We start from the raw sequence: 15,317 nt of genomic DNA, 5'->3' as shown, positions 1-15,317 counted from the left end.
CGACATCCTGGCAGCCCAACGCCGAGAACGCGCCCGCATCCGCAGCCAACGCCAACAACGATGGGGCCGCCCCCGCAGCAAAGCCGCGTGACCAAACCCGGCAAACCTTCCCGGTCAGCGCACTAGACGGCGCGAGCCCCACGCCTCCTTCGGGGAAACACCACAGTCCATCCGATGTGACCGCTATTAGGGTGTTCTCGTCGGCTCACAGGCCGAGGCGAACCAGGCGGCGGCCTCCCGCAGTTCTTCGAGCCGACCAGTCAGCGGAGCCCGGCGGGTGCAGCCGCTCGCGTTCGCCGCCGCGATGATCAGGTCGGCCGCCCGGCCGGGGTGCGACACCACGACGGCGTGCGAGGCCCCCTCGACCGTGACGGTGTGAGCGCCGGCCCGTCGCGCCATGAACGCCTCGGCGGCCGGCGGGATCGCCTGGTCGGCACCGGCGACCAGGTACCAGGACGGCAGCGTCCGCCACGCGGGGACGCCGCTCGGCGCGGTCAGCGCGGCCAGGCCGACCGGACGCTGCGTCACCGCCATGTCCGCGGCGGTCCTCACCGGAACGTCGGCGGCGAACACCGCCCGGAACGCGTCCTGATTGATGAGACCCTCCGGCGCGCTCCCACCGCCGGGAAGCGGATAGGGACGGACGCTCAGGTTCGCGCCGAGAGCGCTCCCAGGGAACCGGCCGGTCAGCCCCAGCGCCGTCTCACCCTGATCCGGAGCGAACGCGGCGATGTAGACCAGCGCCTCCACGTTCCCGTGCCCGGCCGCCGCGTTGGTGATGACCTCGCCGCCGTAGGAGTGGCCCACGAGCACCACCGGCCCGGAAATGATGTCCAGGACACTGGAGATGTAGGCCGAGTCGCCGGTCAGGTCGCGCAGCGGGTTCGCCGGTGCGACCACCGGATAGCCCCCGCGCCCGAGACGCGTCGATGACGCCGTCCCAGCCGGAGGCGTCGGCGAACGCCCCGTGCACCAGGACGATCGTGGGCTTGGGCCGACGCGACGCGGCCGCGCCGGGCGCGGCGGACGACGCGAACGCCGGGGGCGTGACGGCGAACACCGCCGCCAGAGCGGCCGGGGCGAGGACCCTCGCACGGATCCGAGCGGAAACGGACACGCCTGCCTTCCCCTTCGTCGAGTGTGCCGCGATCACGAAGTCCTCCCGAGGAAATCCAGGAGGGCGCCCGTGAGCTCGGCGGGATGCTCCTCGTAGATCCAATGACCGGAATCGCGGACGACCAGGCCCGTGACATCGGTGGCGTACCGCCGCGCCTGACGCGCGACCGCGTCGCCGAGACTGTGGTCGACGCCGATCGCCAGCACAGGCATCGTGAGCCTGGTCCTGATGTTCCGCGCGTTGTCCGCGATGTCCTGAGGAAGGACGCGGAACCAGGCGAAGCTCGCCGCCAGGTGCGCGGGATCCCGCAGGTAACGTGCGAAGACCGCGACGTCCTGCGGGGTCACGGCCCCCTTCCGCGCTTCGAACTGGTCGATGAAACCGGCGGTCCACGTGGTCTCCCGACCGCGGATCAGGTTCTCCGGCAGGCCGTTGGTGACGTTGAAGAACCCGAAGTTCCAGACCCCCGGCCCCTGCGCGGTCAACGACGGGAACCGGTAGATGCTCCGATCCGGTATCGGCGCCTCGCTCAGTACGAGCCTGGTGACGTCGGCGGGATGCGCCGAGGCGTAGGCGTACGCCACCATCGTGCCGATGTCGTGGCCGACGATCCGCATGCCGTGCTCACGACCCAGCCCCACGAGCAGACCATGGATGTCGTCGGCCATCGTCTTCTTGTCATAGCCACCGGCCGGGGCGTCGCTCTTACCCGCGCCACGCAGATCCGGCGCGATGACCGTGTAGTGCCGGGCGAGCGCCGGCAGGATCCCGCGCCACTCGTACCAGGTCTGCGGATAACCGTGGATCAGGACCAGCGTCGGACCGTGCCCGCCGATGACGTAGTTGAGGCCGACGTCGCCGACCTCCGCACGATGCTCGCTGAACCCGCCCGGCAGCTGCTCGGCCGACGCGTCCACGGCGTGCGACGGAGTGGTCGCCTGCGCGGCGACCGCGGAACCGAGCACAGCCGCCAACATGACGGACAGGATCGCCTTCCGGCGAGAGAACGACATCAGCACAGCGCCCCCAAGAACGACCCGCAGACGACGCCGGCCTCGCCACCCCGGACTCCGAGATCCACGTCAGGCCCCATCGCCATGCCCGCGGAACTCCAGGGACTGACGCCCCAGCCACGCCAGAGCCACATCGGCGACCTCCCGCCACCCGCTGTCGATCGTCAGGGAATGCCCCCTGCCGGGGAACACGGTGATCTCGGTGACGGCGTCCGAATGGCGGTACTGCCGGAGCGTCGCGCGCGTGACCGGCTCCGGGACGGTGTGGTCCTTGCCACCGGACATCAGCAGCAGCGGGCCACGCCCGAGTTCCTCGTGTCCACCTTGGTCGCGGCATGCGGATTGAAGTTCGCCGCGGCGGCCTCGAACAGCGGCCTGCCCGGCGCGGGAATGGCCCACCGCTCGAACAGCGCGTCGGACTCCTCCTCGGACACGGCGTTGCCGAACGCGAAGCGGAACTGCTCGGCGGTCAGCGACACGGCGCGCCGCTTGTTCGCCGGATTCCGGAACACCGGAAGCGTCGACCGCAGCGCGGACAACGGCAGCGGCAGGACCCCCTTGATCTGCGCCGCGTCGATCGCCACCGCCGCGACGGCCAGATCCCGGGCGAGCAGCTTCTGGGCGATCACGCCCCCGAAGGAGTGCCCGACCAGGACCGGCGGCCCGTCCAGCTTGCCGATGATCCCGGCGTAGTGCTCCACGACGTCGTCGATGCCGTGGTCGGCGATGCTCTCGGGGTTGGCGCGCGCCTCGGCGACGGTCTCCGGATCACCCGGCCAGCCCGGCGCCGACGCCGTAGCCCTCGCTCCGGAACAGCTCGACCCACGGCTCCCAGGAGCCGGCATGGAGCCACAGGCCGTGAATGAAGAGCACGGGCAGGGGAAAAGTCAGCCATCGCGAACCCGCACGACCCCAGTCCTCAACCGATGCCGCCGAACGGCCACACTCGACTCGGTGCGCCTGAGACGCCTCGCCGCCTCCGCGATCGGCAGCGTCAGCGCCACCCTGTCCTCGCGCGGCGTCCACGAGCGCCGAGGGGTCTGTCTCTTCATGCCCGGCGGACGGACCCACCCGATGACCTCGACCGCCTTGAGGTGCTTGCGTTCGAGTGCCAGACATCCCTCGTAGTAGATCCAGTGGGCGAATCTCACCGCCGACTCGCAGGTGAGGAGCAGGTTGTAGATGCTGTCGCGCTGGTTCGGCCTGACCGTCCGGCGGACGCCCGTCACCTCGAACACCTTCGCGCACACGTAGGCGATGAGCTGCGGGCTCGCCGTGGTGAAGCTGACGAACGGGAGCCCCTTGCCCGTGAACCCGACGGATCCGTCGGCGTCGATGAGCGCCCGTACGTAGTCCGGCTCGCTGAAGGGCCGGTTCGGGGGCTTGATGATGGCGGACTTCCGTCCGGGCGGCAGCCCCAGGGCCTCGAGGGCGTGACGGGCCTCGGCGACGCCCAGGGACCAGACGGCACTGGTGTACACACCCTTGGAGAAGTTGGTCGTTCTCGACCGCATGGTGATCGATGTCGGGTAGGGGACCAGGCGCTGGAAGGCGTTGAGAATGTTGATGTCCCTGGCGGCCAGTTCGATGCTGATGCGCCCTTTCCCCGGCCCGTTTCTCATGTAGGTGCCGTCCGTCTGGAGGAAACCGAGGAGATATGCCATCTCGGGCTTTCCGGGATCGAAGACGTGGAGCGCATGGCGGATGTCCGGGTGGCGAGACCGATCCTCGCGGAGTGAGGGAGGTCGCGCGCTCTTCGGCGTTCTGCGGATCCAGCGCTTGTAGTGCTTCCCGCACATGCCGCGGGTTCTGACGGGGTTGTCACAGTTCCGTTCCGAGCATTCGGCATTTTCCATCGTCGCTCCGTTCGAGTTGTCGTCGGTGAACCATCGTTCGACTCCTTGAGTCAATTTTTGTGCGGGGTGGTCGATGCTCGCGCCCGAAATGACATAACGTTAGGTGAGATGTCGCTTGCCCCGAGTGATGGACATGTGTCGCCCGGGTGGGCGGAAAATAAGTTGAACCAGATTGTGGTGATCTGGCTTCATAGTCCCGGTTCGTCGTTGAGTTCGGAGAGGGGCACGTGGTGCCGTATCAGGAGTTGAAGGGCGGGCGCGTTCCGATCCGGATGTGGGCCGACCCGTCCACCGTCGAGGATCAGGCGCTCCAGCAGCTGGAGAACGTCTCGCGCCTGCCGTGGGTGGAGGGTCTGGCCGTCATGCCGGACGTCCACTACGGCAAGGGGGCGACGGTCGGATCGGTCATCGCCATGCGTGACGCGGTGTCCCCGGCGGCCGTCGGAGTGGACATCGGCTGCGGTATGACCGCCGTGAAGTCGACCCTGTCCGTCGAGGATCTGCCGGACGATCTGTCCGGTCTCCGGAGGCGTATCGAGGCGACGATTCCGGTCGGCCGCGCGTCGCACCGGGAGGCGGTGGATCCGTCCGGCGTTCCGGGATTGAAGGAGCGGGGCTGGTACGACTTCTGGAAGGGGTTCGACGACCTTCATCCGGGAGTGAGTGCCCGATTTGGCCGGGCTCGCGAACAACTTGGTAGTTTGGGGGGCGGCAACCACTTCTGGGAACTTTGTGCAGATGATGACGGGGTCGTTTGGCTGGTTCTCCATTCTGGTTCCCGGAATATTGGAAAGGAGCTTGCGGAGCGGCATGTGGAGGTGGCTCGGCGGCTTCCGCATAATCAGGATCTGCCCGACTCCGACCTTGCGGTGTTCCTTTCGGGGACGGAGCAGATGGACGCCTACCGGCACGATCTGTTCTGGGCGCAGGAGTACGCGCGGCGTAATCGCGCGGTCATGATGGCGCTCGCGCAGAACGTCGTGGCGCGGTGGTTCGGCGAGAAGCGCTGCAAGTGGGGCGAGGTCATCTCGTGCCACCACAACTACGTCGCCGAGGAGACCTACGACGGCGTGGACGTGCTGGTCACCCGGAAGGGCGCGATCCGCGCGGGCGCGGGCGACCTGGGGATCATCCCGGGGTCCATGGCGACCGGGACGTACATCGTGCGCGGCCTCGGGAACGAGCTCGCCTACAACTCGGCGTCGCACGGCGCGGGGCGGCGGATGAGCCGGAACAAGGCGCGCAAGACCTTCACCGTCCAGGACCTGGAGGAGCAGACCAAGGGTGTCGAGTGCCGGAAGGACGGGGGCGTGCTCGACGAGATCCCGGGCGCGTACAAGGACCTGGAGACGGTGATGGAGGCGCAGACGGACCTCGTCGAGGTCGTCGCGCACCTGCGTCAGCTGATCTGTGTGAAGGGTTGATCAGGGGATGTCGGTGAGGACGGTTCGCCGTAGGCAGCGGCCCGCGACCGCGCGGTCCGCCGCGGACGGCATGAAGCTGCATCGTCGTGCGGTGAGTCTGGCGGGCCGTCCGCACACGGTCGTCTCGTTGCGTCCGGGGACGGCGGTGCGGTTCAGCACGAACCTGTTCCACGAGACGTGGCACGTGCTGTCGAACCGGCACGGGGCGCGGGTGCTGGGACGACTGCTGTGGGGGCTGTCCTACCAGTCGCGTCCGGGGACGCTGGTGGTGATCGATCGCGAGTTCATCACCACCACGCCGTTCGAGGGTGATCCAGCGGACCGGATCGTTCTCGTGCCGGGCTGGGACACGCCGTTCACGGCCAAGCACGCGCGTGCGCTGAAGGCGCGCCTTCCGTTCGCGTCCGCGCCGGACGGCACGGTCCGCTGGCGCACGCACGGCCTGGACGCGGCGCTCGCCGACCCCCGGTCCTGGTTCGACCTGAACCGGGACCAGGACGACCCGTTGCGCGGCCGCGTCGAGAACCTGAACGGCCTGGTCGTGCTGCGTCCTCAGACTCCGCAGGAGATGCGCGAGTGGGCCGTCCATTCGGGCCGGCTCGACCCGGGCTCCCACGGCATGGACTATTCCTACCTGGCTGAGGGCACGTGCTTCGCGTCCGGTGAGGTGCAGGTCTTCCGGGATTTCCACCGGGACGTGTCGGTCGCCCGCCGTGCCCGCGCCGACGTGCTGGCCGGGCTGCGCGAGCCGATCGAGGCCGACGAGCTGCGTCCCCTGGTGTGGGACCGGGCCGACGCCCTGAAGTGCTGACCGGTTCGTCCCCGCGGTCAGGCCGAGGCGGCGAGGCTCCGGCTTCGCCGGAACGGTTTCGGGAGGTGTGCCGCTGAACGTCCGAACCACGTTCGAATGCCGTGCCTGTGGTGCCGTCCTCGCGGACGCCCTGCTCAGGGTGCGGATGCCGCGCCCCGGAACCGAGCCCCCGATGCACTTCACCTGCCCTGTGCTGATGGCCGCGGGCACGTACGCCGAGGGGCCGCGCGGGTTCGTCCTGGCGCCGGGGGACGTGCTCGGGGTGCGGATCGTCCCGGAGCGCTGTGGTGAGAGTTGTCTGGGTATGGCCCCGGGTGACGAGCCCAATCTCGTGTGCGTCGCATGTGGTTCTGGTGTGGGTGAGCGGACGGACGACTGTGAGCGTTGGCAGACGGCCGTCCTCTTGCCCGGGGCCGTCCGGAGGCGGGACGAGCCGACCACCGACGAGCCGTGGCAGAACCCGGACGAGTGGTTCGGCCGCTTCCCGGTCGACGATCAGGGACGGGCCGACTGGCTGTGGTTCGGGCGGTTGTCGCTGGGGGCGGACGAGGTGCTCGCGCGGTCACGGGGTGTCCCGCTGTACTTCAGCCCGGACACCGAGCCGTTGCGTGAGTTCCTTCTCGGGGTGCTGAGCGCCACGCCGGATGCGGCTCGGCTTCGCCCCTTGCCCTTGGACGGCCGGCGTCCGTGGGGCGGGCCGATGGCGATATGTGATCTTGACGGCCCGGAGCGGCCTTTCGTGGAGCCTGCGTACGCGCGTGACCCCGGCGTTCTGTTGCTCCGGGTCGTGCCGGATGACGATCCGGACCTGCCCGTGCCGTTGGTGCCCGTTCATGAGCATGTGTGGCGGTACCTCGCGTGGGAGCAGAATGCGCCGGTGCGTCCGGGGAGGTGGGAGTTCGCTGATCCGGCCCGGTTGTCGGGCGGGATGGCGTTCAGCGAGGGAGCGTGGGCGCGGGCCAGGCGCCGATGGCGGCGGCAGTGATCGCGGTCGCCGTCTCTTGCGGGTGGGGCGGATCGTCGAACGGCGCAATAGGCTGGACCGTCCACACGTTCGAACGGCAGGAAAGGGGCGCCCATGCTGGTCGACAGCTTCGGTCGGACCGCGACGGACCTGCGGGTCTCCCTCACCGACCGGTGCAATCTGCGGTGTTCGTACTGTATGCCGCCCGAGGGCCTGGAATGGCTGCCGAAGCCGGAGCTGCTGACCGACGACGAGGTGGTCCGGCTCGTCCGGATCGGGGTGGAGCGGCTCGGCGTCACCGAGGTGAGGTTCACCGGGGGTGAGCCGCTGCTGCGCCGGGGCCTGCCCGACCTGGTGCGCCGGACGGTGGAGCTCGAGCCGCGCCCGCGGGTGTCGCTGACGACGAACGGGATCGGCCTGGCCCGGCTCGCGGGGCCTCTGGCGGACGCCGGGCTCGACCGGGTGAACGTCTCGCTCGACACCCTGGACCGTGAGACGTTCAAGCGGCTCGCGCACCGGGACCGCCTTCCGGACGTCCTGGCGGGTCTCGCCGCCGCGCGTGAGGCGGGCCTGCGGCCGGTCAAGGTGAACGCGGTGCTGATGCGCGGGGTGAACGACCACGAGGCCGTGCCGCTGCTGCGCTGGTGCCTGGAGCGGGGCTACCGCCTGCGGTTCATCGAGCAGATGCCGCTGGACGCCCAGCACGGCTGGAGCCGCACGGACATGATCACGGCGGACGAGATCCTGGCCCGGCTCGGTGAGGTGTTCGCGCTGACCCCGGCGGACGCCGACGTGCGCGGCAGCGCCCCGGCCGAGTCGTTCCTGGTGGACGGCGGCCCGGAGACCGTCGGCGTGATCGGTTCGGTGACGCGGCCGTTCTGCGGCGCCTGCGACCGTGTCCGATTGACGGCGGACGGCCAGGTCCGCAACTGCCTGTTCGCGACGGAGGAGTCGAATCTGCGCGACGCCCTGCGCGACGGGGCCTCGGACGACGACCTGGCGGACCGCTGGCGTGCCGCGGTGTCCCGTAAGCGCGCGGGCCACGGCATCGACGACCCGGCCTTCCTGCAGCCCGCCCGTCCGATGTCGGCGATCGGCGGCTGACCCTCCGCCTCCGAGGCCGCACCGCACCGCACCACGCCACACCGCACCGCACCGCACGCACTGCGGCGCGCGGGTGGGCACGCACGGACGCGGCGGGGTGCCGGGGGCGTGCGACGATGGCGGGGTGACGGACGAGCCGCTGGACACCCGTGTCGAGATCACCGTCCCGCCCGAGGAGGAGGTCGGCGCGTTCGCCGGGTTCGCCTCGGTCTGGCGGGCGCAGGACAGTTTCGTTCTGGACTTCGCCACCGAGGTGCGTCCGCCGGAGGTCGCCGAGGACCGGTCGACCGGTGAGCGGTACGTGCACGTGCCCGCCCGCGTGGTCGCGCGCGTCCGGATCCCGCCGGGGCAGGTGTGGGAGCTGATGCGCGCGCTGGAGAAGAACCTCAGCGCCTACGAGCGGGAGCGTGGTTCGAGCAGGCATGGCGAGTGACGGGGCGGCGGACGGGTTCGACGCGGTCCTGCTGGCCGGGGGCCTGGCGCGTCGGATGGGCGGGGTGGACAAGCCCGCGTTGGAGGTCGGCGGGACGCCGCTGCTCGTGCTGACGGCCCGCGCGGTGGAGGCCGCCGGGCGCGTCGTGGTGGCCGGTCCTCCGCATCCGGGGCTTCCGGACGCGACGTACGTCCGTGAGGATCCGCCGGGTTCGGGTCCCGTGCCCGCGCTGCGCGCCGGGTTCGCGGAGGTCCGCGCGCCGTGGACGGTCCTTCTGGCCGCCGACCTGCCGTTTCTGCGTCCGGAGCATGTGGACGTGCTCCTGGGGGCGGCGCGCCGTGCCGACGCGGACGGGGCCGTGTTCGTGGACGACGAGGGCCGTCTCCAGTGGCTGACCGGGGTGTGGCGGACGGAGAGTCTCCGGCGGGCGCTCGACGGGTACGGGGGGCAGCGGCTGCGCGGGGTCCTGCGGGGGCTGCGTCCGCTGGCGGTCGCCGTCCGGGCGGGCGCGGGGGAGCGGCCGCCGTGGTTCGACTGCGACACCCCGGAGGCGCTGGCCGAGGCGGGGAGCGTGGCGTCCGGCCCGTACGATCGGAGCCGGGATCAGGTGAAAGGGGAGATGACGGTGCTGGAGGAGTGGATCGAGGCGGTGTGCCTGGAGCTCGGCGTCGAACGCGCCGAGCTGGACCGCGATCTGGTGCTGGACCTGGCGCGGGACGTCGCGCACGGTGTGGCGCGGCCCGCCGCGCCGCTGACCGCCTACCTGCTCGGCCTGGCGATCGGGCGCGGCACGCCTCCGAAGGACGCGGCGACCCGGGTCAGCGAGATGGCGCTGGCGTGGAAGGGCGACGCCGACGGCTGACCGGCCGCGCCCACGCGGGTGACCGGATGTGCCCACGCGGGTGACCGGATGTGCCCACGCGCTCCGGCTCCGAAGGGGGTCTAGCCGTCGGTCGGGGTGAGCTCGTTCATCGGGACGACGTCCTTGAGGAAGTCGCGCCGGTCCAGGAACTGGGAGAGCCGGTCGCGGTGGGCGTCGCAGGACAGCCAGACCTTGCGCCGCTCCGGGGTGTGGATCTTCGGGTTGTTCCAGCGCAGGGCCCAGACGGCGGGGGCCTGGCAGCCCTTGGCCGAGCAGAGGGGCGTTTCGTCCGCCGGGTCGCCGGGGTGGGTTTCGGTCACGTTCCCAGGGTAGTGACCCGGCGGGACGCGCCGGTCCGGGGGCCGTCCGGTTAAAGGGCGGGCAAGAGCCGGACGGGGAACGCGTCCCGTCCGCGGCGTGTCGTGTTTGCCCGGTTCCTGGTGGGTGAAGGATTCGTCCTGTGACGACCGAGCCGGCGGCGCCGCAGGCGTGCGCCCATCCGTGGCGGGCGTTGTCGGTCTGCCTGGTCGCGGCTTTCATGACGCTGCTGGACGTCAGCATCGTCAACGTGGCGCTGCCGTCGATCCGGACGGGGCTGAACGCCTCCGAGAGCGGCCTGCAGTGGATCCTGTCCGGGTACGCGCTGACGTTCGGCCTGGTGCTGGTCGCGGCGGGGCGGATCGGGGACGCGCGTTCCCGGCGCGCGACGTTCATGGTCGGGCTGGCGCTGTTCGTGCTGGCCAGCGCGGCGTGCGGCCTGGCGCCGACGATGCTGTGGCTGGTGGTCGCCCGGTTCGCCCAGGGCGTCGCGGGCGGGGTGCTGAACCCGCAGGTCGCGGGGTTGATCCAGCAGCTGTTCCAGGGCGCGGACCGGGGGCGGGCGTTCGGCGCGCTCGGCGCGGTCATCGGGATCGCGACGGCGGTCGGGCCGATCCTCGGCGGCATCCTGATCCAGATCGCCGGGACCGACACCGGCTGGCGCTGGATCTTCCTGATCAACATCCCGATCGGGCTGGTCGCGCTGGTGCTGGCGCGGCGGCTGCTGCCCGCCCCGGTCTACGGCGAGAGCCAGGGCCTGGACCCGGTCGGCGTGTTCCTGCTGGGCGCCGCGATCATCGCGATCATGCTGCCGTTCCTCCAGGAGCGGACCTGGCACGGGCACGCCAAGTGGCTGCTGGTGGTCGCGGGGCTCGTCCTGCTCGGCGTGTTCGTGGCGTGGGAGCGGTTCACGGACTCGCCGATGGTGGACCTCGCGCTGTTCCGGCTGCGCTCGTACTCGCTCGGGTCGGGGATCGCGCTGCTGTACTTCGCCGGGTTCACCTCGATCTTCTTCATCTTCACCCTCTACCTGCAGAACGGCCTCGGGTACAGCGCGCTCGGCGCGGGCGTCGCGATCACGCCGTTCGCGGTCGGGTCGGGTGTCGCGTCGGCGGTCGGCGGGCGCATGGTCGGACGGCTCGGCCGCCCGCTGGTGGCCGCCGGGCTGGCGCTGGTCGCGGTGGCGCTGGTCCTGACGTGGATTGCGGTGGACGTGCACCCGGGGTCGGGCGCGGCGTGGTGGACGGCCGTGCCGCTGCTGTTCGCGGGCGTCGGCAGCGGCCTGGTGATCTCGCCGAACCAGACCATCACGCTGTCGGAGGTGCCCTACCAGCAGGGCGGCAGCGCGGCGGGCGTGCTCCAGACGGGGCAGCGGGTGGGGACGGCCGTGGGGATCGCGTGCGTCGGTGCGGTGTTCTTCGCGACGGTCGCGGGCACGGGCGGGAACTGGGCGGAGGCGTTCCGGGACGGCCTGCTGGTCGTGCTCGCGTTCGTCCTGGCGGCGTTCGCGATGAGCCTGTTCGACCTGTTCGGCCACGGCGGGAGGCTCGTCGTCCGCCGCCACGCGGGCTGACCTCGAAAGCCTTACCGAACGTGGACCGGGGACGGGGACTAGGCGGAACACGGCCCGGCAAGGGGTTCCGGGAAGGGGGCGGCCATGGCGGACGACGCGGACACGACCAAGAGCGCGGACACGACCAAGAGCGCGAACACCAGCAGGTCCGGGGGCGCGATCAGGAGCCAGGGCGCGCCGGGGGAGCCCGCGCGGGGGCTCGGTCCGGGGACCGGGGGGCCGCCGTCCCGTGAGCCGTACACCCATCCGACCGCGGGCTGGGGCGCGGCGAAGAAGGTCGGCGAGGTCATCGCGGAGTCGCGCGAGTTCACCCGCATGCCCCGCGCGCTGCTGCGGATGAACCACGAGGACGGCGGGTTCGACTGCCCCGGCTGCGCCTGGCCGGACGCGCGCGACGGCCTCAAGCTCGACATCTGCGAGAACGGCATCAAGCACGTCGGCTGGGAGATGACGCACAAGCGCGCCGACCGCGCGTTCTTCGCCGCGCACACCGTCTCGGAGCTGGCGGGCTGGAGCGACTTCGCCCTGGAGGACGCGGGGCGGCTGACCGAGCCGCTGGTGTACGACGAGGCGTCCGACCGGTACGTCCCGATCTCGTGGGAGCAGGCGTTCCAGCTGGTCGGACGTGCCCTCCGCGACCTGGACGCCCCGGACCGCGCCGCGTTCTACACCTCCGGGCGGCTCGGCAACGAGGGGTCGTTCCTCTACCAGCTGTGGGCGCGGGAGTTCGGCACCAACAACCTGCCGGACTGCTCGAACCTGTGCCACGAGGCGAGCGGATGGGCGCTCGATGCGTCCCTCGGCACGCCCAAGGGCACCGTCGACCTGGACGACTGGGACATGGCGGACGCCGTCCTGCTGCTCGGGAACAACGCCGCGTCCAACGCGCCGCGCATGCTGACCGCGCTCGCCAAGGCCTACCGGCGGGGCGCGGCGATCGTGCACGTCAACCCGCTGGTGGAGGGCGCGGCCCGGCGGACGATCGTGCCGCACGAGTTCGTCTCGATGGGCCTGAACAAGTCCACCGCGACCGGCACGATGGACGTCCAGGTGCGGATCGGCGGCGACATGGCGCTGCTGCGGGGCGTCGCCAAGGCCGTCCTGGAGAAGGCGGAGACCGATCCGCGCGCGATCGACCGCGACTTCCTCGACCGGCACACCAGCGGGTTCGAGGCGTACGCGAGGATCGTCAGGGACGCCGCGTGGGCGGACCTGGAGCGCGTCTCGGGCGTCCGGGAGGCGCGGATCCGCGAGCTGGCGGCCGTGTACCTGCGCGCCAAGCGGACGATCATCGCCTGGTGCCTCGGGGTCACCCAGCACGACCACGCCGTCGACACCATCCGCGAGATCGTCAACGTCCTGCTGCTGCGCGGCAACCTCGGCACCGAGGGCGCGGGCGTGTGCCCGGTGCGCGGGCACAGCAACGTCCAGGGGAACCGGACGTGCGGCATCACCCACCGTCCGCCGCCGTTCCTCAGCGACCGGATGAACGAGATCTACGACTTCACCCCGCCGCGCAAGCCGGGCCTGGACGTCGTCCGGACCGTGGAGGCGATGCACGCGGGCGAGGTGAAGGTGTTCGTGTCGGTGGGCGGGAACTTCGCGCTCGCCTGCCCCGACACCGCCTTCACCTTCGAGGCGCTGCGCCGCTGCGACCTCACCGTCCACGTCTCGACCAAGCTGAACCGCAGCGATCTCGTCCACGGGAGGCGGTCGCTGATCCTGCCGACGCTGACGCGCAGCGAGGAGGACCGGCAGGCCACCGGCCTCCAGTGCGTCACCGTCGAGGACTCGATGAGCATGGTGCACCGGTCGACGGGCATGAAGCGGCCCGCGTCGCCGCACCTGAGGTCGGAGATCGCGATCCTCGCCGGGATGGCGCGGGCGACGCTGCCGGACAGCACCACCCCGTACGAGGACTACGCCGGGGACTACGACCTGATCCGGGACGCCATGGCCCAGTGCCTGGAGGGGTTCGAGGACTTCAACCGGCGCGTCCGGCAGCCGCTCGGGTTCCGGCTGCGGCAGGCCGCGCGCGAGCGGGTGTTCGAGACGCCGTCCGGGGCCGCCGAGTTCTCCCTGGCCGCGCTCGGCGACGTCACCCCGGACGCCGGGAGGCTCATGCTCTCCACCGTCCGGTCGCACGACCAGTGGAACACCACGATCTACAGCGACGACGACCGGTACCGGGGCGTCCGGAACCTGCGCACGCTGGTCTTCATGAACCGCGCCGACATGGACGAGCGCGGCCTGAAGGAGCTCGACCTCGTCGACGTCACGTCCATCGCCAAGGACGGTTCGCGGCGCGCGGTCCACGGCTACCGGGCGATCGGCTACGACATCCCGCGCGGCTGCGCGACCGGGTACATGCCGGAGATGAACGTCCTGTGCCCGATCGGGGACTTCAGCCCGCAGAGCGGCCAGCCGCTGATGAAGCAGGTCACCGTCGAGATCGTCCGCAGCCGGACGGCCGGACGCAGGCCGTCGGGCGCGCGCCTGTCGGCGCCCGCCTGACCGCTCGCGCCCGGTCTCAGGGGCGGCGGCGGGCGCGGCCCCGCAGGGCCCGGACGGCTCCGGCGGCGAGCACCGCGCCCGCGGCCGCGGTGCCCGCGACGGCCAGGTTCTGCCGCCTGATCCGGGCCGGGATCTCGGCGTACGGCAGGGTCGAGAACGACACCAGCTCGTACCGGGAGACGTACCGTCCGGCGAGGCGCCGCTCGAGCGCGTGGACGGCCGCCTGCCTGGCCCGGAACACGGGGGAGGCGACCTTGTCGCGCATCTCCACGAAGTTCTCCAGCGCCATCTCGGCGATCGCGTCGGTGTTGGCCTTGCGGCGCTCCTGGTACCGCTCCAGGGCGGCGGCCCAGTCGCCGTCGGTCTCGTCCAGGCAGCGGTCGATCTCGATGCAGTCCTCGAACGCGCAGTTCGCTCCCTGCCCGAAGAACGGGACGATGGCGTGGGCGGCGTCGCCGAGCAGCGCCACGGTCGCGCCCTCGCCGGCCCGCACCCACGGCCAGGCCCGGACGGTCACCAGCGACCCGACGGGGTTGTGCGCGAAGTCGTCGGTGAGGTCGGGCATCAGCTCGGCGACGTCCGGGTAGTGCCGCCGGAAGTGCGCGGTCACCGCCTCGGGCGTGCCGAGCGCGTCGAAGTCGCCCTTCGGCCAGAACAGCGTGCAGGTGAACGAGCGGTCCAGGTTCGGCAGTGCGATCATCATGGACGTGCCGCGCGGCCAGATGTGCAGGGCGTCCGGGTCGAGCGCGAAGTCGCCGTCGCGCGCCGGGATCGTCAGCTCCTTGTAGCCGTGCTCCAGGAAGTCGGCGTCGGCGGTGAACGCGCCGCCGGGTCCGGCGCCCCGGCGGACCGCGCTGTACGCGCCGTCCCCGGCCAGGACGACGCCCGCGGGCTCGGTGACCGTGCCGTCAGGGCCGTCCAGGGTGAGCTTGCCGGACGCGGTGTCCACGGCCGTGACCTTGTGCCCGAACCGCAGCGTCACGCCGGGCGTGGCCTCGGCGGTGTCGAGCAGCGCGGCGTTCAGCTCGGAGCGGCTGATCGAGTTGATCGCGCGCGTGCCGTCCGCGCTGTAGGACTGGAAGTTGGTCGCGCCGCCGCTCGGGTGCACCCTGCGGCCGTGCATGGGCAGCGCCCGCGCGAGCGCCTGCTCGCGCAGTCCGACCTGCTCGAGCGCGGCGAGGCCGCGCGCGGAGATCGCCAGGTTGATGGACCGGCCGCGTTCGGCGCCCGCGATCCGCGGGTCCGGGCGGCGCTCGTACACCGTCACCGGGACGCCGCGCCGGGCCAGCAGGGTCGCCAGCAGCGCGCCCGCCAGGCCCGCGCCGACG

The 15,317-nt window shown here is 71.4% G+C and carries 15 protein-coding genes; 8 read left to right on the top strand and 7 right to left on the bottom strand.

From position 1 onward, the window contains the following. Window positions 1-186: 186 nt before the first annotated feature. The 5 genes from EBO15_RS39700 to EBO15_RS39685 form a co-directional block, all read right to left on the bottom strand. Window positions 187-1,095, bottom strand: a complete 909-nt coding sequence (locus tag EBO15_RS39700; protein ID WP_456047895.1) for an alpha/beta hydrolase — start codon at window positions 1,093-1,095, stop codon at window positions 187-189. A gap of 54 nt (window positions 1,096-1,149) precedes the next feature. Continuing rightward, a complete protein-coding gene (locus EBO15_RS39695) occupies window positions 1,150-2,094 on the bottom strand; it encodes an alpha/beta fold hydrolase (RefSeq protein ID WP_199745121.1) in 945 nt (314 codons plus the stop codon). A 105-nt stretch (window positions 2,095-2,199) separates the two neighbouring features. Beyond that, a complete protein-coding gene (locus tag EBO15_RS45585; RefSeq protein WP_199745120.1) occupies window positions 2,200-2,415 on the bottom strand; it encodes an alpha/beta fold hydrolase in 216 nt (71 codons plus the stop codon). Beyond that, on the bottom strand, window positions 2,415-2,975 hold the full coding sequence (locus EBO15_RS39690; protein WP_199745119.1) for an alpha/beta fold hydrolase: 561 nt from the start codon (window positions 2,973-2,975) through the stop codon (window positions 2,415-2,417). Before EBO15_RS39690 ends, EBO15_RS45585 begins: the two co-directional genes overlap by 1 nt. Before the next feature lie 42 nt (window positions 2,976-3,017). Beyond that, the gene (locus EBO15_RS39685) at window positions 3,018-3,794 is read right to left on the bottom strand and encodes an LAGLIDADG family homing endonuclease (RefSeq protein ID WP_122199619.1); all 777 of its coding nucleotides are present in this window, start codon (window positions 3,792-3,794) and stop codon (window positions 3,018-3,020) included. A gap of 422 nt (window positions 3,795-4,216) precedes the next feature. Here EBO15_RS39685 and EBO15_RS39680 point away from each other — a divergent pair, with 422 nt between their 5' ends. The 6 genes from EBO15_RS39680 (at window position 4,217) to EBO15_RS39655 (ending at window position 9,584) form a co-directional block, all read left to right on the top strand. Next, a complete protein-coding gene (locus tag EBO15_RS39680; RefSeq protein WP_122199621.1) occupies window positions 4,217-5,410 on the top strand; it encodes an RtcB family protein in 1,194 nt (397 codons plus the stop codon). Window positions 5,411-5,501: 91 nt separating this feature from the next. Next, window positions 5,502-6,221 (top strand): hypothetical protein, encoded by a 720-nt coding sequence (locus EBO15_RS39675; protein WP_147481871.1) that lies wholly within the window; start codon window positions 5,502-5,504, stop codon window positions 6,219-6,221. Window positions 6,222-6,288: 67 nt separating this feature from the next. Next, a complete protein-coding gene (locus EBO15_RS39670; protein ID WP_122199617.1) occupies window positions 6,289-7,206 on the top strand; it encodes a hypothetical protein in 918 nt (305 codons plus the stop codon). Between the two features lie 93 nt (window positions 7,207-7,299). Next, window positions 7,300-8,289, top strand: coding sequence for a GTP 3',8-cyclase MoaA (gene moaA / locus EBO15_RS39665; RefSeq protein WP_122199616.1), 990 nt, complete (start codon window positions 7,300-7,302; stop codon window positions 8,287-8,289). 124 nt (window positions 8,290-8,413) lie between these two features. After that, complete coding sequence (locus EBO15_RS39660; protein WP_122199615.1) at window positions 8,414-8,722, top strand: DUF3467 domain-containing protein; 309 nt, start codon at window positions 8,414-8,416, stop codon at window positions 8,720-8,722. Continuing rightward, a complete protein-coding gene (locus EBO15_RS39655; protein WP_122199614.1) occupies window positions 8,712-9,584 on the top strand; it encodes an NTP transferase domain-containing protein in 873 nt (290 codons plus the stop codon). Before EBO15_RS39660 ends, EBO15_RS39655 begins: the two co-directional genes overlap by 11 nt. Window positions 9,585-9,664: 80 nt before the next feature. Here EBO15_RS39655 and EBO15_RS39650 read toward each other — a convergent pair whose 3' ends face one another. Further along, complete coding sequence (locus EBO15_RS39650) at window positions 9,665-9,904, bottom strand: hypothetical protein (protein ID WP_122199613.1); 240 nt, start codon at window positions 9,902-9,904, stop codon at window positions 9,665-9,667. A gap of 140 nt (window positions 9,905-10,044) precedes the next feature. On the opposite strand from EBO15_RS39650, the gene EBO15_RS39645 reads away from it, so the two are divergent. Beyond that, complete coding sequence (locus EBO15_RS39645) at window positions 10,045-11,475, top strand: MFS transporter (RefSeq protein ID WP_233616782.1); 1,431 nt, start codon at window positions 10,045-10,047, stop codon at window positions 11,473-11,475. A gap of 84 nt (window positions 11,476-11,559) precedes the next feature. Further along, window positions 11,560-13,989, top strand: a complete 2,430-nt coding sequence (locus EBO15_RS39640; RefSeq protein WP_122199612.1) for an FdhF/YdeP family oxidoreductase — start codon at window positions 11,560-11,562, stop codon at window positions 13,987-13,989. Between the two features lie 16 nt (window positions 13,990-14,005). Here the strand turns inward: EBO15_RS39640 and EBO15_RS39635 are convergent. Beyond that, a partial coding sequence (locus EBO15_RS39635; RefSeq protein WP_147481870.1) for an FAD-dependent oxidoreductase occupies window positions 14,006-15,317 on the bottom strand: 1,312 nt, incomplete at its 5' end.

The organism is Actinomadura harenae (assembly GCF_003696215.1).
Taxonomy (GTDB): Bacteria; Actinomycetota; Actinomycetes; order Streptosporangiales; family Streptosporangiaceae; genus Spirillospora; species Spirillospora harenae.
Note: the sequence above shows the minus strand (reverse complement) of the source record. Positions and strands in the feature narration are given on the sequence as shown.